This is a genomic window from Aureimonas frigidaquae, assembly GCF_001463905.1.
GTDB lineage: Bacteria > Pseudomonadota > Alphaproteobacteria > Rhizobiales > Rhizobiaceae > Aureimonas > Aureimonas frigidaquae.
Genome location: NZ_BBWR01000005.1, coordinates 147029 through 174008 on the forward strand (window position 1 = coordinate 147029; position 26980 = coordinate 174008).

Below are 26980 nucleotides of genomic sequence, written 5' to 3' on the forward strand. Positions count from 1 at the left end.
ATATGGCTGCGCAACCGGAAGGAGTCGTTACATGGAGCAACAGTCACTGGAGCTTGCGAACATCGGCAAGCGCTTCGGTGCCGAGGAGGTGCTGAAGGGAATCGATCTTTCGATCCGGTCGGGCGAGTTCCTGTCCCTTGTCGGCATGTCCGGCTGCGGCAAGTCCACGCTGCTGCGCATCATTTCCGGGCTCGAGACGCCCGATCGCGGGACCGTCTCCATCGGTGGCCGGGACGTCACGGCGCTGGATCCGAGCGATCGCAACCTTGCCATGGTGTTCCAGTCCTACGCCCTGTACCCGCACATGACCGTGCGGCAGAACATCGCGACGCCGCTGCGCATGCGGCGTCTGCCGGCATCGGCCCGTTTGCCCCTTCTGGGGCACCTGGTGCCGGGCCACGCTGCCACCCGCGCGGGGATCGAGGCGGCCGTGCGGGACGCGGCCGAGCTCCTCCAGATCGGGGCGCTGCTGGACCGCCGTCCCGGCCAGTTGTCCGGCGGGCAGCGCCAGCGCGTCGCCCTGGCGCGCGCGCTGGTGCGCCAGCCCGCTGCTTTCCTGATGGACGAGCCGCTCTCCAACCTCGATGCCAAGCTGCGCGCCCATATGCGCGAGGAACTGGCGCTTCTGCATCGCCGGCTCGGCGCCACCTTCGTCTATGTCACGCATGACCAGGTCGAGGCGATGACCATGTCCGACCGCATCGCCTTGATGGAGGGCGGGCGCATCCTGCAATTGGGCACACCTGCCGATCTGTACGAGCGGCCATCCTGCCTGGCCGTGGCGCGCTTCATCGGCACGCCGGCGATCAACCTTCTGCCGGCAGAGATCGACAGAAGCGGCCGCGTCGCGGTGGCGGGGGCCGACCAGGACATGCATGCCCCGGACGCGCAGGCCGGCCCGGCAACGTTGGGGGTGCGGCCGGAGGATCTCGTCTTCCGGGCCGGCGGCCTGGCCGCGCGGGTCCTGCGCACCGAACTGCACGGGGCAGACCGCTATGTCAGCCTGACGGTCCCGGCGCTCGATCATGCACGCCTGACGCTGCGCCTTGGCGCCGGCGAACCGCTGCCCGTCGGGGCGGACGGGCGTGCCGCGATCGGCTTCACGGCGCGGCGGGCGCACCTTTTCGGCGCCGACGGTCAGCGCACCGCGCTCAAGGTGCGCGAGCGGGTGGCGGCATGAGCGCCGCAACTCTGCCCCTCGATGCGGGCGCGCCTGCCACCCAACGCCGCCGACGCAGCGGCGCATGGGTGGCTTATGCCTTTGCCGGGCCGGCCGTCACGCTGCTTCTGGCCATCTACATCCTGCCCATGCTGCTGCTCGCCGTCTTTTCGGTCACCGACTACCAGCTCGGCGCCCTGTCCTTCGAGTTCGTCGGCCTGGACAATTTCCGCGCGGCCTTTGCCGACCCGGTCTTCATGCGGGCGCTCGGCAATACGCTCGTCTACGCCCTTCTGGTCATTCCCTTCGGCGTTCTGCTGGGCCTCGGCGTGGCGCTGCTCGTCAATGGCACGCGCCGCAGCCGCCCCTTCTGGGAGGTCGCCTACTTCCTGCCCGTCACCGCCACGCTGGTGGCTATGGCAACGGTCTGGCAATTCCTGCTCCATCCCTCGCTCGGGCCGGTGAACGCGGCCATCACCTGGCTCGGCTTCGATCCGGTCTACTTCCTGTCGAACCCGGCGCTGCTCATCCCGACCCTTGCGCTGATGGGCATCTGGCAGGTGCTCGGCTTCAACATGGTCCTGTTCCTGGCGGGGCTGACGGCCATCCCGCAGGATCTCTACGAAGCCGCGCGCCTGGATGGCGCGCGCAGCCCGGTGGACCGCTTCCTGACCGTCACTTGGCCCATGCTCGGGCCGACGACGATGTTCGTCCTGGTCACGACATCCATCACCGCGCTGAAAGTCTTCGAAACCGTGGCCGTCCTGACCAAGGGCAAGGCGGGCTCGGAGACGGTCCTCTACGCGCTGTACCTGGAAGGCTTCGAATACGCCAACACGGGTTATGCCGCCGCGCTGACCCTCATCTTCCTGGTGCTCGTCCTGATCCTGTCGATCGGGCAGACGCTCCATCTCGACCGCAAGGTGCACTATTGATGGCCCGCCTTCGCCGATACCTGCCGCATGTGGTCCTGGCGGCGGGCGCCGCCGTCATGCTCCTGCCTTTCTACTGGATGGTGCTGACGTCCATCCGCTCGCCGGCCGAGATCTTCGACGTCTCGCTCCTGCCCTTCGTCCGGCATGCGGACGTGGCAGAGAACTATTATCGCGCGGCCAGCCAGGTCCCCATGGGACGCTTCATGCTGAACGGCGTCATCGTCTGCCTCGGCATTCTCGTGGTGCAGATCCTGACCGCCGTGCCGGCCGCCTACGCGCTCGCCAAGCTGCGGTTCCGCGGGCAGAAGCTCCTTCTGACCTTGGTGATTGCAGCCCTGTGCGTGCCGGTCCAGGCCCTCGCGCTTCCGCTCTATGTGGGCCTTGCGCAGGCGCAGCTCCTGAACACCTATTTCGCGATGATGGCGCCGTTCTTTCTGTCGGTCTTTGCCATCTTCCTGTTCCGGCAGTCCTTCCGGTCGTATCCGGACGAGATCATCGAAGCCGCCCGCCTCGACGGTTTCTCGCACACCGAAATCTGCTGGGGGCTGGTGCTGCGCGGTTCGCTGCCGGCCCTCGCGGCCTTCTCCGTCTTCTCGGTCGTGGCACACTGGAACGATCTCTACTGGCCGATGATCGTGGTGTCCGACACCGCGCTCGCCCCGCCGCCGCTGGGCATGCTGTATTTCTCGGACGTGGAATCCGGCGCCAATTACGGAGCGCTGATGGCAGGCGCCACGCTGATCACCGCACCGATGGTGCTGTGCTTCCTCCTGGCCCGCCGCAACTTCATCGCCGGCATAACGATGACGGGCGTCAAATGACCCGCAGCCGGACGCAACCTCCCACAGGACTGACAGGAGTTCCCATGACCCTCTCCACCCGCCTTGCGGCCGGGGCGCTCGCGCTCGGCCTCGTCCTGCCCGGCGCCGCCGGGGCGGCCGAGGTCGAATTGCAGGTGCTCTACAACCTGCCCGGCTTCACCAAATTCCACCAGCCGCTGGCCGACCAGTTCATGAAGGACAACCCGGACATCGCCATCAACTTCCTGGCGCCGGCGGCCGGCTATAACGAAGGCCAGCAGCAGGTGCTGCGCGCCGCCGTGACCGGGAACCTGCCGGACGTCTATTTCTCCGGTTACAACCTGACCGCGGAACTCGTCGGCAGGCTCGCGCCGCGCGGCCAGATCACCGATCTGGCGCCCTTCATCGAGGCAGAAGGCGGCGCCGCCTTCATGGACGCCAACTTTACCCAAAAGATGGCCGCGCTCGGCCAGGTCGATGGCCGCCAGTACGGCCTGCCGGTCAACGCGTCTTCGCCGATCATATATGTGAATGCGGATCTGGTGCGTGCCGCCGGTGGCGATCCCGATGCCATGCCCGATACGTTCGACGGACTGATCGCCCTTGCCGCAAAGATCGACGCACTCGATCCCCGCTATGCAGGCATGGGCTACGATATCAACGGCTGGCCCGACGACTGGCTGTGGCAGGCGCTGATCTTCCAGCAGGGCGGCCAGCTCGTCGATGCGAAGACGGGAACCGTCGCCTTCGATGGAGAGACCGGGCTGGAGGCGATGCGCCTCGTTCGCCGCTTCGTGACGGAAGGCGGCCAGGACCTTCTGGACTGGGACCAGTCGCGCCAGCAGTTCGGCGCCGGACTGACCGGCTTCATCTTTTCCACTCCGGCCCATGTTCAGACCATCGAGGCGCTCGTGGGCGAACGCTTCGAGCTGACCACGGCCACATTCCCCATCGCCGACAAGACGGCCGGCGGGGTTCCGACCGGCGGTAACTCCGCCGTCATCCTGACGCAGGACAAGGCCAGGCAGGACGCGGCCTGGAAGTACCTGAAGTGGATCACCGGCCCGGAGGCCCAGAACCAGATCGTGCGCATCACCGGCTACCTGCCGACCAACAAGATGGCGACCGGTGCCGATTACCTCGCGCCCTACTACGCCGAGCATCCCAACGTCGAAACCGCATCGCGGCAGGCCGACCGGTCCTGGCCCTGGGCCGGCTACCCCGGCGGCGATTCGGTGCGCATCTGGCGCACCCAGCGCGACATCATCGGCACGGTCATGCGCGGCGAGGCGACGCCGCAGGACGGGCTGAAGCGCCTGGTCAATGAAACCAACGCCCTGATGCAGTGAGGCGCCAGCGCGCCATGGGCGGGTGCGGCGCGGTCCGCGCCCGCTGCAAGGAGTATGTGAATGAAGATCATCCAGATCACCGATACGCATCTCGTCCCGTCGGGGGGCGTGGTCAACGGTGTCGACCCCGAGCGCCAGCTCCGCGCGGTGGTGGCGGATATCGTTGCGCGTCATGGCGATGCCGACCTCGTCACCATCACGGGGGACCTGTGCAATGACGGCGAGCCGGAGGCCTATCGCCTCCTGTCCGACATCGTCCGCCCGCTTGCCTGCCCCGTTCGTTTGTTGCTCGGCAATCACGATCGCCGCCCCGCCTTCCTCGACGCCTTCCCGGACCACCCGCGCGATGCCTCGGGCTATGTCCAGTCGGTGCTCGACACGCCGCATGGCCGCCTTCTCTTCCTCGACAGCCACGAGGCGGGAACGATCGGGGGCATATACGGCGCCGACCGCCTCTGCTGGCTGGAGGAGAGCCTCGCATCCGCCGGGCCCGAGCCGGTCACCGTCTTCATCCACCACCCGCCCTTCGATGCCGGGATCGGTCATTTCGAACGGATCGGGATGCATGATGGCGGGGCGATCCTGCGGCGGCTCGCCGCCCATGCCGGCGGCGTGCGCCACATCGTGTTCGGCCATATCCACGTGCCGATGGCGGGAACGAGCGCGGAGGGGATCGCCTACAGTTCCGGCCAGTCGCCGGCGCATCGCTTCATCACCGATCTGGCGCTGCGCGACCCGTGGTGGACGAGCGGCAACCCCTGCTACCGGATCCTCATGCTGGACGGGCAGGGCCTGCGTGCCTATGGCGTGGAGGTCGGCCAGGTGCCGACCGCGCGCGCACCGGTCTGCGACGGCCCTTGAGCCGCCCGTGAGACATTGGCGGGTTAAAGGCCCGCCGGAATAAAGACTGTCGGCCTGCGCGGCAGATCCCGGGCCGACAGCGTCAGGCTGTTGCCATCCATCGGCACGATGTCGAAGCGGCCCCCGAGCCGGTCGGTGAACTCGGAGATTCCCGTGGCCTGGCGGTGCATCGGCAGCACCACTGATGCCGACAGGCGCCCGGTGATCTCGCCCATCGTGGCGAGTGTCGCCGTCAGCCCGCCATCGACGGGCACCATCACCACGTCCAGGCGCCCGATCGCCGCATAATGCCGATCCTCCAGCGCGTGGTGGAGGTGGCCGAGATGGCCGATGCACAGGCCCGCCACCTCGAAGATGAAGATCGAATTGGCATCCGGCTCCTGCGTGCCCCAGCGGCGGATGTCGGTGGTCACGTTGCGGATCAGGACGTCGCCGACGGTCAGCGCATGGCGGGCCGGCGCGCCCGCCCTGTCGCCCCAGCCCCGCAGAACATGGGCGATCCCGGGATCGGGCCTGTCCGTATAGTGCGTCCGGTGCGCCTTGTTCATGGTCACGACCATGGGCAGCGGCTCGCTGCCATAGATGCCGGAATAGTCGGTGGCGATGGTGACGCCCTCCGGCGTCTCGATCCGGTAGGTCGAGTGGCCCGCATAGGCGATCTCGACGATCCCGGTAGAGGAGGGCGCCTGCGCATAGGCCACCTTGATGGGCGCCGGCATGGCGTTCGCCATGGCCAGGCAGGTGCTCGACACCGGCTCCTGCGCCACCGCCACGGTGGTAAAGAGGATGCCGGCCAGGAGGCCGAACGCCTTGAGCGATGCATGCATGGATGAACTCCCGCTGCCACCACTGCCGAGCTTACGCGAGGGGGCTGCGCCTGCGAACCGACGGCCTTGCGGCGCAGGACACTTTCCCGTGACGCATGGTCCCTCTTGTTCCGCCCCCGCGCTTGCAACGATCGGACACAATTTGAAAAGGAGCGGAAGGCGGCGAAGTGCTAGATCTTGCCGCAAAGGACGGCGCCGCGAAATCTGAGCGGGCGCCGGTCGAAACAGGTTCACGGCACCATGCTCCAGCGCACCGAACCCCTCACCATGCGGCCCGCCGCCGCGCCGCGCCGCCGGCGGCGCGCAGGCCCGCGCATCCTGGCCGCTCTGGCGGCCTTCGGCGCGCTCGCGGCCGCCATCTTCATCGGGCTCGGCGAGCGGGGCGCCGCACCGCCATCCTACCGCTTCGCGCCGGTCCTGCGCGCCGATGTGGAAGACACGGTGGCCGCTGTCGGAACGCTCGCCGCCATACGCTCGGTGGATGTCGGCGCGCAGATTTCCGGCCAGCTCAAGACGGTGCATGTGGCCGTGGGAGACACGGTGGAGAACGGGCAGCTCCTGGCCGAGATGGACCCCGCCATTACGGTCTATACGGTGGACGCCACGCGCGCGCAGATCGCCAATCTGGAGGCGCAGATCGTCAATGCGCAGGCGCAGCTCATCCTGGCGGGTCAGACCCTGCAGCGCCAAAGGGAGCTGATCCGCGCCAATACGTCGGCCGCCAGCGCCCTGGACACGGCCGTCGCCGGCGAGGCCGCGGCGCAAGGGGCGCTCGACAGCCTGAAGGCGCAGCTGGCCGAGCGCCAGTCCGACCTTCGGCGCGCCGAGGCCAATCTCGGCTATACGAAGATCTATTCCCCGCTGGCCGGCACGGTGGTGTCCCAAACGTCCCAGCAGGGGCAGACCCTTGCCGCCACGCAGACGGCCCCCGTCATCGTGACGGTGGCGGATCTGTCCACCATGACGGTCGAAGCCAAGGTTTCGGAAGCCGATATCATGCGGCTGACGCCCGGCATGACCGGCTGGTTCACGACACTGGGTGGCAGCAGCGAGCGCTGGGAAGGGCGTTTGCGGCTGATCGAGCCGACGCCCGAAATCGAGAACAACGTCGTCCTGTACAAGGCGCTGTTCGACGTGCCGAACAGGGATGGCAAGCTGATGCTCAACATGACGGCGCAGGTCTTCTTCGTGGTGGCAAAGGCCGAGAACGTGCTGACCGTGCCGGCATCGGCCGTCGAGACCGGGCCGCAGGGCAGCGTGGTGCGCGTGCGCAGCTCGGACGGGATCGTGTCCCGCCCGGTCGAGACGGGACTGGCCACCCGCGCGGTGGTGGAGATCCGGTCCGGCCTGGCGGAGGGCGAGGAGGTCGTGACCGGCACGGATACGGCCCGCGCCGCCGCCCCCGCGGCATCCGGCCAGGGGCGCCCCCGTGGCGGCCCCCCGACCATCTTCTGAACCGGGGAGAAGATCCTATGACGGCTTCCCTTCCGACGATCGACGGCGCGGTTGCGGCCCGGGTGCGGCCGGCGCGGCTCAGCCTCAGCAATGTCGGCCGGCGCTTCGGGGCCGCTCCCTCCGAGGTCACGGTGCTGCACGATGTCAGCCTGACCATCGAGCCCGGCGAGTTCGTCGCCATCATGGGACAGTCGGGCAGCGGCAAATCCACCCTCATGAACATTCTGGGCTGTCTCGACCGGCCGAGCCAGGGGCACTACGCGATCGACGGGCAGGATGTGGCCACGCTGTCGCCAGACGCCTTGTCGCATCTGCGGCGCGACATGTTCGGCTTCATCTTCCAGAGCTACCACCTGATCCCAGGCTCCAGCGCGCTGCGCAATGTCGAGCTGCCGGGCATCTATTCGGGCATGTCGGCCGAGGCGCGGGCCAGCCGCGCCGAGGCGCTGCTCAGCCGGCTGGGCCTGTCCGAACGGCTGGACCACCGCCCCGCGCAATTGTCCGGCGGGCAGCAGCAGCGCGTGTCCATCGCCCGGGCCTTGATGAATGGCGGCTCGATCATCCTGGCCGACGAGCCGACCGGGGCGCTCGACACGGCGTCCGGCCGTGAGGTCATGGCACTCCTGCGCAGCCTGCATGCGAGCGGGCACACGGTGATCGTCATCACCCATGATCGTGCCGTTGCGCAGGAGGCCGAACGGATCATCGAAATCCGCGATGGCCGCATCCTGTCGGACAGCGGCGCGGCGCGGCCGGTGGACAGCCCCGCGCCTGCGCGCTCGCAGGCTCCGCTTCCGGCCGGGGCCGGCATGTCCGGCCTGTCGGAGGCGGCCCGCATGGCGGGGCGCTCGCTCGCGGCGCAGCCGCTGCGCACGCTCCTGACCCTTCTCGGCATGATGATCGGCGTGTCCGCCGTCATCGTCATGCTGGCCATCGGCAACGGTTCGCGGCAGGACGTGGTGGACCGCATCAGCGCCATGGGGTCGAACCAGCTTCTGGTTCGGCCCGGGGCCCCTGGCCAGCGCACGCCCGACGGCGTCACCGCGACGCTCGTTCCCGACGATGCACGCGCCATCGCCGCCCTGCCCAATGTCGCGGCCGTGGTGCCGGAAATCCAGGGCAGCGTCACGCTGCGGGCGGGGGCGGTGGACTATCAGTCGACCGCTTCGGGGACGTGGCCGGACTTTCCCGATGCGCGCAACTGGCCGCTCGCCACGGGCACCTTCGTGACGCAGGCGGACGAGCGCAGCTACGCGCCGACGCTCGTGCTCGGCCGCACCGTCGCCGATATCCTGTTCCCGGACGGGCGTGACCCGGTCGGCCAGTATGTGCTCGTCAACGCCAACCCGTTCCTCGTCGTCGGCACCATGTCGCAAAAGGGTGCGTCGCCCATGGGAACCGACCAGGACGACATCGTCTTCGTTCCCCTGTCCACCGGCGGCCTGCGCCTGTTCGGCCAGCGGCACCTGCGCTCCATATCGGTCATGGTGGAGGATACGTCCCGCATCGATGCGACGCAGGCTCAGATTCAGGATCTCCTGGATGCGCGCCACCATGTCCGCGATACGAGCATCCGCAACATGGCCTCGCTTCTCGACGCCGTCAGTCAGACGGCCTCGACCATGACGATCCTGCTCGGTTCGGTGGCGGCAATCTCGCTTCTGGTCGGGGGCATCGGCATCATGAACATCATGCTGGTGAACGTGACCGAGCGCACGCGTGAGATCGGCATCCGCATGGCGGCCGGCGCCTCACGCGGGGACATACTGCGCCAGTTCAACACGGAGGCGGTCGTCGTCTCGGCCATCGGTGGCGGGGTCGGCTGTATCATCGGCCTCGGCGTCGCGCTCGCCTTGCGCTCCCTCGGCATATCGACCGCGATCACCGCCGGCCCGGTTCTGATCGCCTTCGGGACCGCCTTCCTGTCCGGACTCGTCTTCGGCTACCTGCCCGCACGCAAGGCGGCGCGGCTCGATCCGGCCGCAGCGCTGACCAGCTAGCGACGGGGCGGCCTGGTGCGGGCTGGCGCGGCTCAGGCCGCCTGCCAGACTGCCTCATAGACCGCCGCCAGCTCCTCAACCTCGCGCGCCAGCGGAAAGTCCTCTTGTGCATGGGCAAAGGCGGCGCGCGCTGCGGCCGCCAGGCGCTCGGGATCGTCCAGGAAGTCCGCGATGCCCGCCATCAGCGCGGCGGCGTCGTCGGCGGGAACGATCGTCCCGCAGCCGGGCGCGACCACATCGGAAAAGACGCCCACATCGGCCGCGACGACGGGCACGCCGCTGGCCATGGCCTCCAGGGGGGTCAGCCCGAAGCCTTCCCAGCGCTGCGGCGCGACGAAGAGGTCGAGCGTACGGTAATGCGGCGCGACATCCGGGAATTCCCCAAGAAAGAGGATCCGGTCGGAAAGGCCCGCGGTAGCGATGTCTGCGCGCAGCCTGGCCTCGAAAGCGCGGTGCTCGGCCGTTGCCCGGCCGCAGATGATGGCCTGCCATTGCGGACGCTGCGGCAGCAGCGCGATCATCGCCGCCACGAAAAGATCGGTGCCCTTCTGCGCGCGGATCCGCCCGAAGCAGCCGATGGTGCGCCGCTCGGGCAGGCCGAGCTCCTCGCGGGCGGCATCGCGGCTGGCCGGTGGGTGGAAGCGCTGCAGGTCGATGCCATGCATGACCACGTGGTGCGGCACGCTCAGGTAATCCGCCGTCTTGCGGCTCGTGGCGATGACGCCATTCATGCGGTTGATCAGGAAGCGGGTCCAGCCCGTGTGGCGCCGCTGCGAGGCGGAGGTGAAGACGAGCTTCAACGGCATGCGCAGGAGATCCCGCAACACGACCCCGGCGAGCATTTCCACGTTGCGGCGCGCATGCCAGATGCGGAATGGCCGGCCATGCGGCCGGCGCCACAGCGCCGGCAGCATGCGCAGCGGAAGGCGCGGAACATGCGGCGGCAGGCCCGGCCCGAGCGCCACCGCCTTCGAACGCGCGGCCTGCAGCGGCAGGAGCTGGATGATGGTCGAGGTGACACCCGACAGGCGGCGCTTGAAGTTCGGCGCGATCACCAGAATGTCGGATGTTCGCATGCCGCTGATCCCGCGCGTCAGGCCCAGCGGATTTCGAGCACCTCGTAGGACCGTGCGCCGCCCGGCGCGGCGACCTCCACCGTGTCGCCCTCGCTCTTGCCGATCAGGGCACGGGCGATGGGGGAGGTGATGGAGATCCGGCCGTTCTTCACGTCGGCTTCCTGCTCGCCGACGATCTGGTAGGTCTTCTCTTCTTCCGTGTCCTCGTCCACGAGCTTGACCGTGGCTCCGAACTTGACGCGATCGCCCGACAGCTTGCTGAGGTCGATCACCTCCGCACGGGCCAGGAGATCCTCCAGCTCGGCGATGCGCCCTTCGTTCAGGCTCTGCGCCTCCTTGGCGGAATGGTATTCGGCATTCTCCGACAGGTCGCCATGCGCGCGGGCCTCGGAAATCGCGGTGATGATGCGCGGGCGTTCTTCCTGCTGCCGGCGGCGAAGCTCTTCCTTGAGAGCTTCGAAGCCCGAGGTGGTCATAGGAACCTTTTCCATGCCGATACCCTTGCTCGCCGCCGCGGTGGAGGCCTGACGGCGGCGATACGAATTAAAAGAAAGACCGGCGCCCTGGGGCGCCAGCCTCAACAGAATCATTTCTGCCTGCTGATCAAACACCCCGGAGGGCGGAAGTTCAAGCCGCCGGAAAGTAGGACTGGAGCGAGCGCACTTCAAGATTGCCGGCCCGCAGGGCCGCGATCGCCTCCGCCGCCGCCGCCATTCCGGCCAGGGTCGTGTAGTAGGGGACCTTGTGCATCAGGGCGGCGCGGCGCAGCGAACGCGAATCCGAAACCGCCTTGGCGCCTTCGGTCGTGTTGAGGACGATCTGCATCTGACGGTTGCGGATCGCATCCTCGATATGCGGCCGGCCTTCCAGCACCTTGTTCACCTTGTCGGCGACGATCCCATGCTCGGCCAGGAAGGCCTGCGTGCCCTTGGTCGCCGAGACGCTGAAGCCCAGTTCCACCAGCTTGCGGATGGGCCCGAGCACGGCCGTCTTGTCGGCATCGCGCACCGACACGAAGACGCTGCCGTCGCGCGGCAGGTCCACCCCGGCGCCGAGCTGCGCCTTGGCGAAGGCCAGCGCATAATCCACGTCGAGCCCCATGACCTCGCCCGTGGAGCGCATTTCAGGCCCCAGCAGCGTGTCGACGCCGGGGAAGCGCGCAAAGGGGAAGACCGCTTCCTTGACCGCGATATGGCGCAGGTTCTTCACGTCCGGGCGGCCGCCATAGGCCGCAAAGGCGCTTTCCAGCGTTTCGCCTGCCATGACGCGCGCGGCGATCTTGGCGACGGGGGCGCCGATGGTCTTAGCCACGAAGGGCACCGTGCGGGAGGCGCGGGGGTTCACCTCCAGAACGTAGATGTCCTCACCCTTGATGGCGAACTGGACATTCATGAGCCCACCCACCTTGAGCGCGATGGCCATGGCGCGGGTCTGTTCCTCCAGCGCGTCGGTGATGGCGGTCGACAGCGAATGGACGGGCAGGGAGCAGGCGGAATCGCCCGAATGGATGCCCGCCTCTTCAATATGTTCCATGATGCCGGCAACGAAGGTGTCCGTGCCGTCGCACAGGCAGTCGACATCCACCTCGATCGCGTCGGACAGGTAGGAGTCGATCAGCACCGGCGACTTGCCGGACACGACGACGGCTTCCTTCATGTAGCGTTCGAACTGCGCATCGTGCCGCACGATCTCCATGGCGCGCCCGCCCAGCACATAGGAGGGGCGGATGACGACGGGATAGCCGATCCGCTCCACGATGGCGCGGGCTTCCTCGACCGAGCGGGCAATGCCGTTTTCGGGCTGGCGCAGATCGAGCGCGTGGAGAAGCTTCTGGAAACGGTCGCGGTCCTCGGCCAGATCGATCGCATCGGGCGAGGTGCCCAGGATGGGAATGCCGGCCTTTTCCAGCGCTTCGGCGAGCTTGAGGGGCGTCTGCCCGCCGAACTGCACGATGACGCCCAGGAGCGTCCCGCGCTCCTGTTCGGCCCGCAGGATCTCCAGAACGTCCTCGGCCGTCAGCGGCTCGAAATAGAGCCGATCCGACGTGTCGTAATCGGTCGACACGGTTTCCGGGTTGCAGTTGATCATGATGGCTTCCAGCCCCGCATCCTTCAGGGCGAAGGCCGCGTGGCAGCAGCAATAGTCGAACTCGATGCCCTGGCCGATCCGGTTGGGACCGCCGCCCAGGATCACGACCTTGCGCCGGTCGCTCACCTCGGCTTCCGAGCGGGGCATGCCGGCAAAGGGCAATTCGTAGGTCGAGTACATGTAGGGCGTGGGAGAGGCGAACTCCGCCGCGCAGGTGTCGATCCGCTTGAAGACCGGCCGCACGTCGAGCCGCGCCCGCAGCTCGGACACGGCCTCGGCGCTCGTACCCGCCAGGCGGGCGAGCCGCGCATCGGAAAAGCCCATGCTCTTCAGGTAACGCAGGTTCTGCGCATCCTGCGGCAGGCCATGCTCGCGGATCCGCGCCTCGGTCGCCACGATCGCTTCCAGCTTGTCGAGGAACCAGGGGTCGATCTTGCAGGCCTGATGGATCCGGTCCTTGCCCATGCCCATGCGCAGGGCCTGTGCGACCATGCGCAGCCGGTCGGGCGTCGGCCGGCCGAGCGCTTCGAGGACCGCATTGGTGTCGTCGTCCTCGCCCAGGCCGGGGATCTCGATGTCGTCGAGCCCTTCGAGCCCGGTTTCCAGGCCGCGCAGCGCCTTCTGCAGCGATTCCTCGAAGGTCCGGCCGATGGCCATGACCTCACCCACCGACTTCATGGCGGTGGTCAGGGTCGGCTCGGCGCCCGGGAACTTCTCGAAGGCGAAGCGCGGCACCTTAGTGACGACGTAGTCGATGGAGGGTTCGAAGCTCGCCGGTGTGGCGCCGCCGGTGATGTCGTTCTTGAGTTCGTCCAGCGTGTAGCCGACGGCCAGCTTGGCCGCCACCTTGGCGATCGGGAAGCCCGTCGCCTTGGAGGCCAGCGCCGAGGAGCGCGACACGCGGGGGTTCATCTCGATCACGACGAGGCGGCCGTCGGCCGGGTTCACGGCGAACTGCACGTTCGAGCCGCCGGTTTCCACCCCGATCTCGCGCAGGACCGCGATCGAGGCGTTGCGCATGACCTGGTATTCCTTGTCGGTCAGCGTCAGCGCCGGGGCCACGGTGATGGAATCGCCCGTATGCACGCCCATCGGATCGATGTTCTCGATGGAGCAGACGATGATGCAGTTGTCGGCGCGGTCGCGCACGACCTCCATCTCGTATTCCTTCCAGCCGAGCACGGATTCCTCGATGAGGACTTCCGTCGTGGGGGAGGCGTCGAGCCCGCCTTCCACGATCTCGAAGAATTCCGACCGGTTATAGGCGATGCCGCCGCCGGTCCCGCCCATGGTGAAGGAGGGGCGGATGATGGCCGGCAGGCCGACAGCCTCCAGTCCCTCGGCCGCAGCGGCGAGCGCCCGCGCCATGTAGCGCTGCTTGCGGTCGGTTTCGGCAAGGTTCCACTGGTTCTCGAGCTGCGCCAGGGCGGCGTCCCGCTCGGGGCCGGCCTCGAGCGTGCGGATGATCTCGGCGCGCTTTTCCTCGTGCACCAGCCGGTCGGCATGCTTGGCTTCGGTGGCGTTGGCCAGGAAGGAGCGGGGCGTCGCCAGGCCGATCCGGCCCATCGCCTCGCGGAAGAGGGCGCGATCCTCGGCCATGTCGATCGCGGTGGCGTCGGCGCCGATCATCTCCACGCCATAGGTGTCGAGCACGCCCATGCGCTTGAGGGAGAGGGCCGTGTTCAGCGCGGTCTGCCCGCCCATGGTCGGCAGGATCGCATCGGGGCGTTCCTTGGCGATGATCCGGGCCACGACGTCCGGGGTGATGGGCTCGATATAGGTGGCGTCAGCCAGGTCCGGATCCGTCATGATGGTCGCCGGATTGGAGTTGACCAGGATGATCCGGTAGCCTTCCTCACGCAGGGCCTTGCAGGCCTGCGTTCCGGAATAGTCGAACTCGCATGCCTGACCGATGATGATGGGGCCCGCGCCGACGATGAGGATGGATTTGATATCGTTGCGTTTGGGCATCTTGGATCCGTCTGTTCGTTCGTGCGCGCATGCATCCGCGCCGGGAAACGGCCGGATGGCGATCGGGAGTCGTGAATTTGGCTAAGGCCGCCTTATAGGCGAGGCGGCGGCGGGACGGAAGGGGGCAGGTCCAAGCGATTTCGCCCGCCCCCCGCCCATCTCAGGCGGCCTTGCGACGATGGTCGTCGATCAGCTGGAAGAACCGCTGGAACAGGTAGTGGGAATCCTGCGGCCCGGGCGAGGCTTCCGGATGATGCTGAACCGAGAAGACCGGCCGGTCCCGCAGGCGGATGCCGCAATTGGTCCCGTCGAAGAGCGAAATGTGGGTTTCCTCCACATCGGCGGGCAGCGATTCCCGATCCACCGCGAAGCCGTGATTCATGGAGACGATCTCCACCTTGCCGGTGGTGAAGTCCTTGACCGGGTGGTTCGCGCCGTGATGGCCCTGGTGCATCTTTTCGGTGCGCGCACCCAGCGCCAGCGCCAGGAGCTGGTGCCCGAGGCAGATGCCGAAGATGGGAATTCCCGTCTGCGCAAGGCTGCGGATGGTCGGCGCGGCATAGTGCGCCGTGGCGGCCGGATCGCCCGGGCCATTGGACAGGAAGATGCCGTCCGGCTTGTGGGCCAGCACCTCGTCCGCGCTGGCCGTTGCGGGCAGGATCACGACCTGCGCGCCATGGCCGGACATCAGCCGCAGGATGTTGCGCTTGGCGCCGTAATCGATGGCGACGATCGTGTAGGCGGCATCGGCCTTGGGCGCGTAGCCGGCGTTCCAGGCCCAGGGCCCCTCGTTCCAGACTTCCGCGTGGTTGGACGCCGCGTCACGCGCCAGGTCCAGCCCGACGAGGCCCGACCATTCCCGCGCCTTGGCAATGAGCGCTGGCACGTCGAAGACGCCGTCCGGGCTGTGGGCGATCACCGCATTGGGCATGCCCTTTTCGCGGATCATGGCGGTGAGGGCGCGGGTGTCGACGCCCGACATGGCGACCACGCCGCGCGCCTTCAGCCAGGTGTCGAGCCCCTGCGCGGACCGGTAATTGGACGGCGCCGACACGGCGGCGCGGAAGATCGCGCCGACGGCCCCGACGGCATTGTCCGGCGCCAGATCCTCGATATCCTCGGCATTGGCGCCGACATTGCCGATATGGGGAAAGGTGAAGGTGACGATCTGCCGGGCGTAGGAGGGATCGGTCAGGATCTCCTGGTAGCCGGTCAGGGCGGTGTTGAAGCACACCTCGCCCAGTGCCTCGCCGGTGGCGCCGATACCCTCTCCCTCGATCACCGTTCCATCGGCGAGCACGAGTAGGGCGGTCGGCTTGCGCTGTGTCCAACCTTCGCTCATGGGGGCCTTCCTTGGCTTCGCGCGGCATGGCTGGCGGGCCGTGCGCCATGCGGCGCCAGCCCGTTCGTCGTGAATGCCGGTCGTTTCGGTTGAGCTATGCATATCGCCGCTGTGAGCTTCCCGCGCAACCCCCCTTGCGGCCCGGTCGGGCAGATATTAATCCCTGTGGCGCAAACAGGGCATGCGGCGCACACGGCGCCTCGCCCGATTTCGGTGCCGTTCCCGACGGGCAATGGCTGCCGCAAGCTTTATGGACCCATCGATCGAGGGAAAGCTTAAGGGAAATGCGCGACCAAATCGCCGCGGCCCTGGACGACGCCCGGACCCGGAACGACCCATCACGCCTCTGCACGCTTCGGCTCATCGCCGCCGCCATCAAGGATCGCGACATCGCGCTTCGATCCGAAGGGCGCGAGCGGCTCGATGATTCGGGCCTTGCCGATCTTTTGGCCTGCATGCTCCGCCAGCACGAAATGAAGGCCGAGCTCCTGCGCGCGGATGGCGAGAGCGCCCGCGCCGACGAGGAGCGCCGCCTGGCGGGCATTCTTGCGGAGTTCCTGCCGCCGCCGCTGGACGCGCCGTCCATGCTGGCCGCCTGCCGCAAGGCGGTGGAAGACACCGGCGCGCGCGGCCTGCGCGATGTCGGCCGGTGCATGAGCGCGCTGAAGACGGCGCATGGCGCCGCCCTGGACCTGCCGGCGGCCGGAGAGATGGTCCGCGGCCTTTTGCGGTGAGCCGTCCGGCCGAGCCCGTGGAAAGCTGTGGAAAGCTGTGGACAGCGGGCGAAACATGCGCGCCTGCGCCTGCGGGCTGGATTTGGCGGCGCGGGCGGACGATATGTCCGGCATGAGGTTTCCGCCCCACTTCCTGGAAGAGATCAAGAGCCGCATCCCGATTTCCGAGGTGATCGCCCGGCGCGTCACCTGGGATCGCCGCAAGACGCAGGCCGGCAAGGGCGACTTCTGGGCCTGCTGCCCTTTCCATGGCGAGAAGACGCCATCCTTCCATTGCGAGGATTCCAAGGGCCGCTACCATTGCTTCGGCTGCGGCGTGTCGGGCGATCATTTCCGCTTCATGACCGAGCTCGACGGCATGAGCTTCCCGGAGGCGGTCGAACGCCTGGCGGCGGAAGCCGGCGTGCCGATGCCCGAACGCGACGCCGCCGCCGAGCGCCGGGACGAGCAGCGCGCCAGCGTCATGGATGCGCTGGCCCTGGCCCGCGGCTTCTTCCGCCAGACCCTGCAGGAGGCCGACGGCGCCAAAGCACGCGCCTATCTGCGCGATCGTGGCATCACCAGCGCGGTCCAGGCCGAGTTCGGCCTCGGCTATGCGCCCGACAGTCGCTCGCGGCTCAAGGAGTTCCTGGCCGGGCGCGGCGTCGGCAAGGCCGAGATCGAGGGGGCGGGGCTCGTCGTCCATGGCGATGGCATCCCGGTTTCCTACGATCGCTTCCGCGACAGGGTCATGTTCCCCATCGAGGACGTGCGCGAGCGCGCCATCGCCTTTGGCGGGCGTGCGCTGGCCGCGGGCGTCCCCGCCAAATATCTGAACTCGCCGGAGACGGACGTCTTCCACAAGGGCCAGACGCTCTACAACCTGGCGCGGGCGCGCCGGGCCGCACGGACGCTCGGCACGCTGATCGTGGTCGAGGGTTATGTCGATGTCATCGCCCTTCACCAGGCGGGCTTCGGCCATGCCGTCGCGCCGCTCGGCACGGCGCTGACGGACCGGCAGCTCGACCTTCTATGGCGCACGGCCGGCGAGCCGATCCTGTGTTTCGACGGCGATGCGGCCGGGCTGAAGGCGGCGCAGCGCGCCGCCGATGTCGCCCTGCCGCTGCTCAAGCCCGGGCGTTCGCTCCGCTTCGCGCTCCTCCCGGCCGGCCAGGATCCGGACGACCTGGTGCGCGATGGTGGGGCAGAGGCCTTCACGCAGGTGCTGGAGCGCGCGCGCCCGCTCGCCGACATGCTGTGGTCCCGCGAGACGGCCGGCGGTGTCTACGATACGCCGGAGCGGCGCGCCGAGCTGGAGGGGCGGCTCAAGGGCCTCGTGCGGCAGATCACCGATGAAAGCGTGCGGCGCCATTACCAGCAGGACATGCAGGAGCGGCTCGACGGCTTTTTCGGCCCGGCCCCGGCCTCCCGCCGCGACTATGAGCGTGGCCAGGGCAACTGGCGGAGCGGTGGCAGTCGGGGCGACGGCCGGGCCGGGTCGAACCGCGGCGCAGCCGCCCGGCGCAGCGCCGTCTCCGACCGGCTGATCCGCTCGGGCCTCGCCTCCGCGCAGGGCCGCGCGGCGCCCCCCACCATGCGTGAGATCGGCATCGTCATCGGCTTCATCAGCCATCCCTCGCTCCTGAACGAGGCCTTCGACTATTTCGCCGATCTGGAACTGCCCGACGGCGAGCTGGCGCGGCTGCGCTCGCTCGTGCTCGATGTGGCGATGACCGCGCCGCTGATCAGCCGCGACGCGGTGATGGACGCTTTCGAGGCGGCCGGGGTTACGGATGTGTTCACCGGCTTCGAGCGGCGGGTGCGCATGAACCGGGACTGGGCCTTCCTGCCGGAGGCGGCCGTGGAGGATGCGCGGGAGGCCTTGCGACAGGCGCTTCACTTGCAGCACCGCCACCGGTCACTACATAGGGAACTCCGGAATGCGGAAGCGGCGTTCGCCACCGAGCAGACGGAGCAGGCCTATGCGCAGATCGTGGAAATCAAGCGAGAGATGGACAATCTGGCCGGAACCGAGGCGCTGATCGACGGTTTCGGACTCTTGTCGGGGCGGCCTGCCCGCAGCGTCTGAATGGCGCGCCGAGCGCCGCCAACGCGTCTAGTTTTTTTGTGCAGAGCCTTGACTCTCAAGGGTGAAATCGAAAGAGACGGATGCCAATAGCGGCATCAATGAAATTTGGATTGGTATAATTGGCGGAGCCAGGCGGTTCGGGGCGAATCGCAGTGGCGCCGTGCAGTCGGGCGGCTATGGCCGCCGGTCCGGTTTATCAGGCATTTACCGCCCTGCCTTATGATCAGGGCGCGGCACGCCGGGCGCGACCGACGCGAATTGGAGAGATACGCGAATGGCGACTAGGGTCAAGGAAAGCGAAGCGGCCGTCGAAGAGCGTCCGGAGACGCCTGACAGTCCTCTGCTGGACCTTTCGGACGACGCCGTCAAGAAGATGATCAAGGCCGCCAAGAAGCGCGGCTTCGTGACCATGGAGAAGCTGAACTCGGTTCTGACCGCGGAGGATGTCACCTCCGAGCAGATCGAGGATACGATGGCCATGTTGAACGACATGGGCATCAACGTCGTCGAAGAGGACGAGTCCGAGGAAGGCGAAGAGCAGGAGCGCGAGGAAGCCGGCCAGGAAGTCGCGGAGGTCGGTACCGGCGCCGTCGCCACGACCCAGAAGCGCGAGGCGGGCGACCGCACCGACGATCCCGTGCGCATGTACCTGCGCGAAATGGGATCGGTCGAGCTCCTGTCGCGCGAGGGCGAGATCGCCATCGCCAAGCGCATCGAGGCCGGCCGCGAGACGATGATTGCCGGGCTGTGCGAAAGCCCGCTGACCTTCCAGGCCATCATCATCTGGCGTGACGAACTCAACGAAGGCAACATCATGCTGCGCGAGGTCGTCGACCTCGAGGCCACCTATGCCGGCCCGGAGGCGCGCCAGCCGGCAGCGCCCGCGTCGGAGGACGAGGTGCCGCCGGTCGCCGAAGCCCCGCAGCCCGGTTCCGGAGAGGAAGACGAGGAAGACGACGACCTCGAGAGCAACATGTCGCTCGCGGCCATGGAGGCGGAAATCCGCCCCCAGGTCATGGCGACGTTCGACATCGTGGCCGACAATTACAAGCGCCTGCGCAAGCTGCAGGACCAGCAGGTCGAAAACCGGCTGGCCGCACAGGGCACCCTGTCGCCGGCGCAGGAGCGCAGCTACCGCAAGCTGAAGGAGGATCTGATCACCTCCGTCAAGTCGCTGTCGCTCAACCAGAACCGCATCGACGCGCTCGTCGCCCAGCTCTACGATATCAACAAGCGGCTGGTCGGCAGCGAGGGACGGCTTCTGCGCCTTGCCGAGGGGCATGGCGTCAAGCGTGAGGAGTTCCTGAAGAGCTATCACGGCGCCGAGCTCGATCCGAACTGGACCCGCCATATCGCCAATCTTTCGGGCAAGGGCTGGACGAAGTTCGCCTCTGCCGAAAAGGAGACGATCAGGACCCTGCGCCAGGAGATCCAGAACCTCGCCACCGAGACGGGGCTGGAGATCACCGAGTTCCGGCGCATCGTGCATATGGTCCAGAAGGGCGAGCGCGAAGCCCGGCAGGCCAAGAAGGAAATGGTCGAGGCGAACCTGCGCCTCGTGATCTCCATCGCCAAGAAATACACCAATCGCGGCCTGCAGTTCCTGGATCTGATCCAGGAAGGCAATATCGGCCTGATGAAGGCGGTGGACAAGTTCGAGTACCGGCGCGGCTACAAGTTCTCCACCTATGCGACATGGTGGATCCGCCAGGCGATCACCCGGTCCATTGCCGACCAGGCGCGCACGATCCGCATTCCGGTGCACATGATCGAGACGATCAACAAGATCGTGCGGACCAGCCGGCAGATGCTGCATGAGATCGGCCGCGAGCCGACGCCGGAGGAACTGGCCGAAAAGCTCGCCATGCCGCTCGAAAAGGTCCGCAAGGTCCTCAAGATCGCCAAGGAGCCGATCAGCCTCGAAACGCCCGTGGGTGACGAGGAAGACTCGCATCTCGGCGACTTCATCGAGGACAAGAATGCCATCCTGCCCATCGACGCGGCGATCCAGGCGAACCTGCGCGAAACGACGACCCGGGTCCTCGCCTCGCTGACCCCGCGTGAGGAACGCGTGCTGCGCATGCGCTTCGGCATCGGCATGAACACCGACCACACGCTGGAAGAGGTGGGGCAGCAATTCTCGGTCACGCGCGAGCGCATCCGCCAGATCGAAGCCAAGGCGCTGCGCAAGCTGAAGCACCCGTCCCGCTCACGCAAGCTGCGCAGTTTCCTGGACAGCTGATCGCAGGAACGCGATGACGCATAAAAAGGCCGGCCCCGCCTGGGGACCGGCCTTTTTCAATGCCCGGCCGGTCAGGCGGCCTGAAGCTGCAGGGAGCGGCGCTCGGCAAGGCCCTGCCAGGCGAATTGCGATGCCAGGTGCAGGACGATCAGATCGAGCCACCCCTTGGTATGGAATGCGAGCACCTTTTCGGCGGGCAGGTCGCGATAGGCCTGTTCGTCGATCTGCCAGAAGCCTTCGACCGAACCGGTCGTGCCGTTGCCGAAGCGCAGGTTGATGGACTGCTGGCGCAAAAGCCCGGCCTCTGCCAGGGCCGCACCGAAGGCGCGGGTCGTCACGTGATCGTCGGCATAGGCCTGGCAGAAGTTCATCGCCTCCTGCGCATGGGTGGTCGGCGTGCCGTCGACCTCGAACAGGGGGGCCGATCCATCCGCGTCCGATCCGGCGCCGAGCAGCGGGCTGGCCCGGTCGAAGCCGAGGACAGGCGTGGCGCCGGGCGCCGATGCGACGGCGATAAAGGGATAGCGCCGGACATAGGCCGGGACATAGGTTCCCGCCGCCCATTGGCCTTCTGCCGTCAGGAACAGGTTCGCCTCCGGCTCGACGCCCACAACGGCAAGCGGCATGGGATCGACGATGTCGGAGAAAACGATCGGGTAGTGCCGCCCGGCGGCCGCGAACTCGGCACTGGTCAGTGGCAGTGCGGCGGCGTTGCGCGCAAAGTCGAAGCCCTGGCCCGTACGCAGGCAAAGGCCGGCATGATCGGGATGGCGCAGGATGGCCGGGTCCTTGTAGAACAGGGGCGGCGGGGTGGCCTGCGCGGTTTCGGCAACAGCGGGACCGGCCGCAGCAGGAATGGCCGCAGCGGGATGGGCCGATTCGGCCGGTGCCGCCGATCCACCGCTGCGCGGGCGCGCGGCCGCGCCCTTCTTCGCGCGTGAAGGCTTGGTGCTCATAAGGGGTTGCCCTTCGATCGTCTCTTACATGGCCCTGGCCGCCGGTATGAACCGGCATGCGGGATCGGGCGGCACTATAGGTTCGATATCATCCAACGTACAGATAATATCTCTATTCCGTCGTTCCTGAACCCGTTCTGAACGCGGCCTTCGAAGCGGGTTCAGTTCCCGAAGCGCAGGATCGCCTCCAAGGTCAGGCCGCATCGGGCGGCCATATGTCAGGAGGTAGAGATCATGATCCGACGGTTCATGCGTGCGGCCATCATGGCGATGGCACTTGGCGGCGGTGTCGCTGCCGGCATGGGCGGCGCTCAAGCCCAGGAGTTGCGCTTTGGTGTGACGGCTGCCCAGGCGCCGACATTCCAGGAGGTCCAGTATGGCCGGGACCGGTGGCACGACCATCGGCGCGACCGCTGGCGCGACGACCGGCGCGGCGGCTGCGACGCGCGGCAGGCTCTGCGCAAGGCGGACCGCATGGGCGTCCACCGCGCACGCATCGTCGATGCCGGGCGCCGCTCGGTAACGGTTGCCGGACGCGATCGCGGCGGGCGCACCTTCATCCGCTTCGCCAATGTGCGGGGATGCCCTGTGGTCGGCGGTCGCTGAAACTCCGCTATCCGGCGGATGCATGGCTGCCATGCATTGCGCCGGGTAGCTCACCCCCGCGGGATATGCGATCAACATTGCCAGCGGGCATCCTCCTCCCAGCCCGCAACTTTAGAAGCCCGCCCGGTCCTCCCCCGGTGCGGGCTTTTTCTTTGGCTGGAACGAATGTCGCACCTGGCAGTTGTTTGTTAGCGATTTGTTAAGCCGCGGCGGTTGGCGCGCGGCCGCCAGAGGGAAAGGTGCGTATCATGAGGAAATTGACTATTGCCGGTTGTTCGGCCTTGCTCCTTGCCGTTACGGGCTGCCAGTCGGTCGACCGCGAGATCGCGGCGCCGGCGGCCATTGGCGGTCTTGGTGGAGCGGCCATCGGCGCCGCGGCAACGGGTGATCTGGGCGGAGCGCTGATCGGCGGTGCCATCGGTACGGCGGCGGGCGCGCTGGTCGGCGCCTCCACGCGCCGCGGCGAATGCGTCTACCGCGACGATTACGGCCGCCGTTACACGGCCCAGTGCCCGCGCGGCTATCGCGGCTGAGCCGCCGGCCGGGCTTGGCCTTTGCTGGTGGGCCCGGCAGCCGGGAGAGGATCAGGGAGCAGATGATGGGAATGGCAGCCAAGTCGCGCAGGTGGATCGCTCCGGTCCTCCTGATCATGGCCACCGGCTGGACAGCACCGCAGGCGGCTGCCGCACCGGTGGCGCCGTCCCGGCCGGCGGCGGCGTCCACCACCGCGGCAGGGCCGATCCAGCTTGTGCAGGGCACGACGGATTTCGGAGAGATCCTGCGCGGCGTCCAGCGCGACCAGGACATACGCGAAGGACGCCGCCCGCCGCCGCGCTACCGCGACGACCGGCGCTGGGACCGCAACGACCGCTGGGAGCGTGAACGCCGCTGGGAGCGGGACCGGCGGGACCGCCGCCGGTGGGAGCGGCCCTACGAGCCGCGCGCCTATCGTGGATTAAGCCGCCGCCAGGCAGCCTGCGCCCAACGCTACCGAACCTACGATCCGCGGACGAACACCTTCTTCATCCGCCCGGGCGTGCGCGCCGTCTGCCGGCTCTGACGCTCCGGCATATCGATGCAGGATGGACCGGCCGCGCCTCAGGCGCGGCCGGTCTTTTTGCCTCCGGCAATGGTGATGATGGCAATGATGATGAGGCCGGTGATCAGCAGGCGCAGCCCTGCGCTCACGCCGAACGTGTTCAGCATCGTGACCAGCAGATAGAGGAAGAGCGAGGCGCCCCACAGCCCGGCGACATTGGCCTGACCGCCCGCTACAGAGGTTCCGCCCACCACAACGACGGCGATGGAGGCGAGGAGATATTCCTCCCCCATGTTCAGCGACGCGCCGCCCGAGAATGCCGCAAGCACCGCGCCGCACAGCGCTGCCATGACGGCCGACAGGACGTAGGTGGCCCAGCGGACGCGATCGACGCGGATTCCCGCCAGGCCGGCGGCCCGCTGGTTCTGACCGATGGCCGTGACCGAGCGGCCGTAGAGGGTCCGGTGCAGGAGCACGGCCATCAGGACGGCCAGGACCAGCGTGGCGATGGCCAGGATCGGTATGCCGAGGACGCGCCCGGTGGCAAAATCCGCGAAGGCTTCCGGCGGCCGCACGCGAAGGCCCCGCCCATAGGCGATGGCCGTGGACTGCACCAGGAAGCTCGCCGACAGCGTGGCGATGATCGGCGGAATGGAGAGAAGGCGGATCAGCCCGTAATTGAAGCAGCCGACGAGGGCGCCGACGCTCAGTGCTGCGGCGAGCCCCGGAAGGATCATCGCATTGTCGCCCCCCATGACCTTCATGGCGACCGCCCCGGCCAGGGCGATGGTGGCGGGGATGGACAGGTCGATATTGCCTGGCCCCGTGGTGATGACGAACATCTGGCCGAGCCCGACGATGACATACATCGTGGCGAAGGTCAGCGCCGTCGTCAGGACCTGGCCGGACCCTTGACCGCCGGAGAAGGCGATGGTTGCCAGAAAGATCAGCAGCGCGCCCAGGAAGGAAAAGGCGGACGGGACGCGCTGGCCGAAGTCCCGCGCGGCGGTGAAAAGAGCCATCAGGCAGCCCTCCGTTCGGCCCGGTTGACCAGCGCCCGCAGCGCCAGGACAAGAATGAGGATGGCGCCCTGCGCCCCGATCTGCCAGTCGGGCGATATGCGCAGGAAGGCCAGGAGCGAGCCGGCGAGGGTCAGCGTGAGGGCGCCGAGCACGGCGCCGATAGGAGAGACCCGGCCGCCGGTGAACTCGCCGCCCCCGAGGATAACCCCGGCAATCGACAGAAGCGTGTAGCGCAGCGCGATATTGGCGTCGGCCGAGGTGGTGAGGCCAACCAGCGCAAGGCCCGACAGGACACCGAACAGCCCGGCCAGCGCATACATGATCATCTTGACGCGCAGGAGCGACCAGCCCGCCCGCGCAATGGCCTGCGGGTTGCCGCCCGCGCCCCGCAGCACTGCCCCGAATGCCGAGCGCATCAGGAAGAGGTGCATGACGATGGCCAGGATGCCGCTGGCGATGAGCGCGAAGGGGATGAAGGGCGTGCGCAGCTTGACCAGCGCCTGCAGCCAGGCCGGCGCGCTGCCGCCCGGTGACGGCAGGAGCAACACGGCCGCGCCCAGCCAGACGAAGGACATGCCGAGCGTGACCACGATGGACGGAAGGTTGCGCCAGTGGATCAAGGCGCCGACCAGCGCATAGACGAGGACGCAGCCCGCAAGCGCGGCCACGCCGAGGAGCGGCGTGTCGTTCAGGAGGGTGGCCCCGATGCAGGCCGTGAAGGAGACGAAGCTGCCGATCGACAGGTCGATATCGTTGACGGCGATGATGAAGAGCTGCGCGATGGTCGCAAAGGCGATGGGCAGCGCCAGGTTGAGCATCAGGTTGAGCCCCATGAAGCTCATGGCACGGGGCTGGATGATGAAGATCGCTGCCAGAAGCAGGGCGAGCGATACGGGCGGCAGCAGCGCGCGCAGGTGACGCGGGGTCAGGACGGACGTCATCAAGCGGCATCCTCGGTGAAGGAGCTCTGCAGGACGCGGGCCTCGGTCAATTCGCTCTGTGGCATCTCGGCGACGATCCGGCCGGACCGAAAGACATAGGTGTGGTCGCAGCTTCGCAACTCGTCGAACTCCGTCGTGTACCAGATGAAGGTCCGCCCCCGCGCGGCTTCCGCGCGGATCAAGGCATAGACATCCTGCTTGGTGCCGATGTCGACGCCGCGCATCGGGTCGTCCATCAGGATGATGTCGGCATCCGAGGCGAGGGCGCGTGCAAAGAGGGCCTTCTGCTGGTTGCCGCCCGACAGGGTCAGGATGTTGTTGCCCATGTCCGGCGTGCGGATGCCGATGCGCTGGCGCCACTCATCGGCCATGGCCGCTTCTGCGGCCGTATCGATGAGGCCCATGCGGCGCAGCCGCGCCAGCGACCGGACCGTGATGTTGCCGCCGATCGACCAGAGCGGAAAGACGCCGTCGCTCTGCCTGTCGCCCGCGACGAAGGCAACCTTGCCGGTCAGCTGCGCATAGCGCGAGCGGGCCATCGCCGCATTCTGCATGAGCACGAGGAGCGCCGTCTGCCCGTGGCCGGCCAGCCCCGCCAGTCCGACGATCTCGCCGCGATGGGCTTTCAGGGCCAGCCCGCCGGTCTGGCGCGGCGGCGTGGCCTGTGCGACGACCGGCCCGCTGCGGACACCGGCGGCGGCCGCCACGCTCGGGGCCTGCGCCGCCACATGGCCCATGGCTTCGACGAGGCCTGTCCGGGTGAAGCCGGCGGCCGGCCGCAGCGCCGTGACGCGCCCGTCGCTCATGACGGCGATGCGGTCGCAGGTGGAGAGGATTTCCCCCAATATGTGCGAGATGAGGACGATGCTGCCGCCCTCGGCCACGAAGCGGCGCACCTGCGCCAGAAGCTGCGCGGCGACGGTCTGGTCCAGCGAGGATGTCGGCTCGTCCAGGATGATGAGCCGCGGCGCCGTGTCGGATACGGCGAAGACGATGGCGATTTCCACCATCTGCCGTTGCCCGAGCGCAAGGTCGGACAGGAGATCGTCGGGCCGGATGCCGTGGCCGGGGAAAATCCGGTCGAGCGTCTCCCGCACCAGGGCGGAGGCGCGCCGACGCCAGGACAGGCCGCGGATCGCCGGATGGCGGATGCGCATGTTCTCGGCCACCGTGAGGTTGGGGCAGAGCGATAGTTCCTGGAAGACGCAGCGTATGCCGAGCCTGTTGGCCTGCGCGACGCCGTAGCGCCCCGTCTCGTCCGTGCCGGCGACGGCGAGCGTCCCTGTATCGGGAGAAAGATTGCCGGCCAGAACCTGCATCAAGGTGGACTTGCCGGCGCCGTTGTGGCCGGCAAGGCCGATGCACTCGCCCGGCATGATGGCAAGGCTCACGCCCGCAAGGGCCCGGACCGCGCCGAAGCTGCGTTCGATGTCCCGCAGATCGACGAGAGGGGGCGTTGCCCCCGCGCGATTGTCCGCCATCCGATCTTTAGACCCTCCCCGGTCGTGC

Annotated in this window: 22 protein-coding genes; 13 read left to right on the top strand and 9 right to left on the bottom strand. The window is 67.8% G+C overall.

Annotated elements, in window-relative coordinates:
- Positions 1 to 31: 31 nt before the first annotated feature.
- Genes AUL30_RS06165 through AUL30_RS06185 form a run of 5 tightly spaced genes read left to right on the top strand, consistent with a single transcriptional unit; the run spans position 32 to position 5104 of the window.
- Positions 32 to 1180: an ABC transporter ATP-binding protein gene (locus AUL30_RS06165; RefSeq protein ID WP_062226987.1), complete on the top strand. Its 1149-nt coding sequence runs from the start codon at positions 32 to 34 to the stop codon at positions 1178 to 1180.
- Complete coding sequence (locus tag AUL30_RS06170; RefSeq protein WP_062226988.1) at positions 1177 to 2094, top strand: carbohydrate ABC transporter permease; 918 nt, start codon at positions 1177 to 1179, stop codon at positions 2092 to 2094. The genes AUL30_RS06165 and AUL30_RS06170 overlap by 4 nt, the downstream gene beginning before the upstream one ends.
- Positions 2094 to 2915, top strand: coding sequence for a carbohydrate ABC transporter permease (locus AUL30_RS06175; RefSeq protein WP_062226989.1), 822 nt, complete (start codon positions 2094 to 2096; stop codon positions 2913 to 2915). The genes AUL30_RS06170 and AUL30_RS06175 overlap by 1 nt, the downstream gene beginning before the upstream one ends.
- Positions 2916 to 2959: 44 nt before the next feature.
- Positions 2960 to 4243 (top strand): ABC transporter substrate-binding protein, encoded by a 1284-nt coding sequence (locus AUL30_RS06180; protein WP_062226990.1) that lies wholly within the window; start codon positions 2960 to 2962, stop codon positions 4241 to 4243.
- 60 nt (positions 4244 to 4303) lie between these two features.
- Positions 4304 to 5104 (top strand): phosphodiesterase, encoded by an 801-nt coding sequence (locus AUL30_RS06185; protein ID WP_062226991.1) that lies wholly within the window; start codon positions 4304 to 4306, stop codon positions 5102 to 5104.
- Positions 5105 to 5127: 23 nt separating this feature from the next.
- Here the strand turns inward: AUL30_RS06185 and AUL30_RS06190 are convergent, their stop codons facing one another.
- Positions 5128 to 5931: an MBL fold metallo-hydrolase gene (locus AUL30_RS06190; RefSeq protein WP_062226992.1), complete on the bottom strand. Its 804-nt coding sequence runs from the start codon at positions 5929 to 5931 to the stop codon at positions 5128 to 5130.
- A 240-nt stretch (positions 5932 to 6171) separates the two neighbouring features.
- Between AUL30_RS06190 and AUL30_RS06195 the strand changes: the two genes are divergently transcribed.
- Both AUL30_RS06195 and AUL30_RS06200 read left to right on the top strand, forming a co-directional pair.
- Positions 6172 to 7386, top strand: coding sequence for an efflux RND transporter periplasmic adaptor subunit (locus AUL30_RS06195; protein WP_062226993.1), 1215 nt, complete (start codon positions 6172 to 6174; stop codon positions 7384 to 7386).
- Between the two features lie 17 nt (positions 7387 to 7403).
- Positions 7404 to 9386, top strand: a complete 1983-nt coding sequence (locus AUL30_RS06200) for a MacB family efflux pump subunit (RefSeq protein ID WP_062226994.1) — start codon at positions 7404 to 7406, stop codon at positions 9384 to 9386.
- Between the two features lie 32 nt (positions 9387 to 9418).
- Here AUL30_RS06200 and AUL30_RS06205 read toward each other — a convergent pair whose 3' ends face one another.
- The 4 genes from AUL30_RS06205 to carA form a co-directional block, all read right to left on the bottom strand.
- Complete coding sequence (locus tag AUL30_RS06205; RefSeq protein ID WP_062226995.1) at positions 9419 to 10462, bottom strand: glycosyltransferase family 4 protein; 1044 nt, start codon at positions 10460 to 10462, stop codon at positions 9419 to 9421.
- Between the two features lie 17 nt (positions 10463 to 10479).
- Positions 10480 to 10953, bottom strand: coding sequence for a transcription elongation factor GreA (gene greA, locus AUL30_RS06210; protein ID WP_062226996.1), 474 nt, complete (start codon positions 10951 to 10953; stop codon positions 10480 to 10482).
- A gap of 136 nt (positions 10954 to 11089) precedes the next feature.
- Positions 11090 to 14521 (bottom strand): carbamoyl-phosphate synthase large subunit, encoded by a 3432-nt coding sequence (gene carB, locus AUL30_RS06215; RefSeq protein WP_062226997.1) that lies wholly within the window; start codon positions 14519 to 14521, stop codon positions 11090 to 11092.
- A gap of 160 nt (positions 14522 to 14681) precedes the next feature.
- On the bottom strand, positions 14682 to 15863 hold the full coding sequence (gene carA, locus AUL30_RS06220) for a glutamine-hydrolyzing carbamoyl-phosphate synthase small subunit (RefSeq protein ID WP_062226998.1): 1182 nt from the start codon (positions 15861 to 15863) through the stop codon (positions 14682 to 14684).
- 284 nt (positions 15864 to 16147) lie between these two features.
- On the opposite strand from carA, the gene AUL30_RS19905 reads away from it, so the two are divergent.
- From AUL30_RS19905 to rpoD, 3 genes are all read left to right on the top strand, one after another.
- Positions 16148 to 16597 carry a GatB/YqeY domain-containing protein gene (locus AUL30_RS19905; RefSeq protein WP_062226999.1) on the top strand — a complete coding sequence of 150 codons (450 nt, stop codon included), beginning with the start codon at positions 16148 to 16150 and terminating at the stop codon, positions 16595 to 16597.
- 112 nt (positions 16598 to 16709) lie between these two features.
- Complete coding sequence (dnaG, locus tag AUL30_RS06230) at positions 16710 to 18665, top strand: DNA primase (protein ID WP_062227060.1); 1956 nt, start codon at positions 16710 to 16712, stop codon at positions 18663 to 18665.
- A gap of 274 nt (positions 18666 to 18939) precedes the next feature.
- The gene (rpoD, locus tag AUL30_RS06235; RefSeq protein ID WP_062227000.1) at positions 18940 to 20907 is read left to right on the top strand and encodes an RNA polymerase sigma factor RpoD; all 1968 of its coding nucleotides are present in this window, start codon (positions 18940 to 18942) and stop codon (positions 20905 to 20907) included.
- 71 nt (positions 20908 to 20978) lie between these two features.
- Here rpoD and AUL30_RS06240 read toward each other — a convergent pair whose 3' ends face one another.
- Entirely contained in the window at positions 20979 to 21863 is an 885-nt protein-coding gene (locus AUL30_RS06240) for a SapC family protein (RefSeq protein WP_062227001.1), read from the bottom strand.
- Between the two features lie 234 nt (positions 21864 to 22097).
- Here AUL30_RS06240 and AUL30_RS06245 point away from each other — a divergent pair, with 234 nt between their 5' ends.
- From AUL30_RS06245 to AUL30_RS06255, 3 genes are all read left to right on the top strand, one after another.
- The gene (locus AUL30_RS06245; protein ID WP_062227002.1) at positions 22098 to 22469 is read left to right on the top strand and encodes a hypothetical protein; all 372 of its coding nucleotides are present in this window, start codon (positions 22098 to 22100) and stop codon (positions 22467 to 22469) included.
- Between the two features lie 248 nt (positions 22470 to 22717).
- Complete coding sequence (locus AUL30_RS06250; RefSeq protein WP_062227003.1) at positions 22718 to 23002, top strand: hypothetical protein; 285 nt, start codon at positions 22718 to 22720, stop codon at positions 23000 to 23002.
- Positions 23003 to 23064: 62 nt separating this feature from the next.
- Positions 23065 to 23529, top strand: coding sequence for a BA14K family protein (locus AUL30_RS06255; RefSeq protein ID WP_062227004.1), 465 nt, complete (start codon positions 23065 to 23067; stop codon positions 23527 to 23529).
- A gap of 38 nt (positions 23530 to 23567) precedes the next feature.
- Here the strand turns inward: AUL30_RS06255 and AUL30_RS06260 are convergent, their stop codons facing one another.
- From AUL30_RS06260 to AUL30_RS06270, 3 genes are read right to left on the bottom strand one after another with little or no spacing between them, the layout of a single operon-like run.
- Positions 23568 to 24530 (bottom strand): ABC transporter permease, encoded by a 963-nt coding sequence (locus AUL30_RS06260; protein ID WP_062227005.1) that lies wholly within the window; start codon positions 24528 to 24530, stop codon positions 23568 to 23570.
- Positions 24530 to 25471 carry an ABC transporter permease gene (locus AUL30_RS06265; RefSeq protein ID WP_062227006.1) on the bottom strand — a complete coding sequence of 314 codons (942 nt, stop codon included), beginning with the start codon at positions 25469 to 25471 and terminating at the stop codon, positions 24530 to 24532. Before AUL30_RS06265 ends, AUL30_RS06260 begins: the two co-directional genes overlap by 1 nt.
- On the bottom strand, positions 25471 to 26952 hold the full coding sequence (locus AUL30_RS06270) for a sugar ABC transporter ATP-binding protein (RefSeq protein WP_062227007.1): 1482 nt from the start codon (positions 26950 to 26952) through the stop codon (positions 25471 to 25473). Before AUL30_RS06270 ends, AUL30_RS06265 begins: the two co-directional genes overlap by 1 nt.
- Between the last annotated feature and the right edge of the window lie 28 nt (positions 26953 to 26980).

Excerpts from the sequence above, each read along its gene's own strand:
- AUL30_RS06165 (WP_062226987.1), top strand. The coding sequence starts at position 32 with ATGGAGCAACAGTCACTGGAGCTTGCGAACATCGGCAAGCGCTTCGGT.
- AUL30_RS06240 (WP_062227001.1), bottom strand. The coding sequence starts at position 21,863 with ATGAGCACCAAGCCTTCACGCGCGAAGAAGGGCGCGGCCGCGCGCCCG.
- AUL30_RS06180 (WP_062226990.1), top strand. The coding sequence starts at position 2,960 with ATGACCCTCTCCACCCGCCTTGCGGCCGGGGCGCTCGCGCTCGGCCTC.
- carA (WP_062226998.1), bottom strand. The coding sequence starts at position 15,863 with ATGAGCGAAGGTTGGACACAGCGCAAGCCGACCGCCCTACTCGTGCTC.
- AUL30_RS06260 (WP_062227005.1), bottom strand. The coding sequence starts at position 24,530 with ATGGCTCTTTTCACCGCCGCGCGGGACTTCGGCCAGCGCGTCCCGTCC.
- AUL30_RS06170 (WP_062226988.1), top strand. The coding sequence starts at position 1,177 with ATGAGCGCCGCAACTCTGCCCCTCGATGCGGGCGCGCCTGCCACCCAA.
- rpoD (WP_062227000.1), top strand. The coding sequence starts at position 18,940 with ATGGCGACTAGGGTCAAGGAAAGCGAAGCGGCCGTCGAAGAGCGTCCG.
- AUL30_RS06190 (WP_062226992.1), bottom strand. The coding sequence starts at position 5,931 with ATGCATGCATCGCTCAAGGCGTTCGGCCTCCTGGCCGGCATCCTCTTT.
- AUL30_RS06245 (WP_062227002.1), top strand. The coding sequence starts at position 22,098 with ATGATCCGACGGTTCATGCGTGCGGCCATCATGGCGATGGCACTTGGC.
- AUL30_RS06255 (WP_062227004.1), top strand. The coding sequence starts at position 23,065 with ATGATGGGAATGGCAGCCAAGTCGCGCAGGTGGATCGCTCCGGTCCTC.
- greA (WP_062226996.1), bottom strand. The coding sequence starts at position 10,953 with ATGGAAAAGGTTCCTATGACCACCTCGGGCTTCGAAGCTCTCAAGGAA.
- AUL30_RS06195 (WP_062226993.1), top strand. The coding sequence starts at position 6,172 with ATGCTCCAGCGCACCGAACCCCTCACCATGCGGCCCGCCGCCGCGCCG.
- dnaG (WP_062227060.1), top strand. The coding sequence starts at position 16,710 with ATGAGGTTTCCGCCCCACTTCCTGGAAGAGATCAAGAGCCGCATCCCG.
- carB (WP_062226997.1), bottom strand. The coding sequence starts at position 14,521 with ATGCCCAAACGCAACGATATCAAATCCATCCTCATCGTCGGCGCGGGC.
- AUL30_RS06200 (WP_062226994.1), top strand. The coding sequence starts at position 7,404 with ATGACGGCTTCCCTTCCGACGATCGACGGCGCGGTTGCGGCCCGGGTG.
- AUL30_RS06185 (WP_062226991.1), top strand. The coding sequence starts at position 4,304 with ATGAAGATCATCCAGATCACCGATACGCATCTCGTCCCGTCGGGGGGC.
- AUL30_RS06265 (WP_062227006.1), bottom strand. The coding sequence starts at position 25,471 with ATGACGTCCGTCCTGACCCCGCGTCACCTGCGCGCGCTGCTGCCGCCC.
- AUL30_RS06250 (WP_062227003.1), top strand. The coding sequence starts at position 22,718 with ATGAGGAAATTGACTATTGCCGGTTGTTCGGCCTTGCTCCTTGCCGTT.
- AUL30_RS06205 (WP_062226995.1), bottom strand. The coding sequence starts at position 10,462 with ATGCGAACATCCGACATTCTGGTGATCGCGCCGAACTTCAAGCGCCGC.
- AUL30_RS06270 (WP_062227007.1), bottom strand. The coding sequence starts at position 26,952 with ATGGCGGACAATCGCGCGGGGGCAACGCCCCCTCTCGTCGATCTGCGG.
- AUL30_RS06175 (WP_062226989.1), top strand. The coding sequence starts at position 2,094 with ATGGCCCGCCTTCGCCGATACCTGCCGCATGTGGTCCTGGCGGCGGGC.
- AUL30_RS19905 (WP_062226999.1), top strand. The coding sequence starts at position 16,148 with ATGCGCGACCAAATCGCCGCGGCCCTGGACGACGCCCGGACCCGGAAC.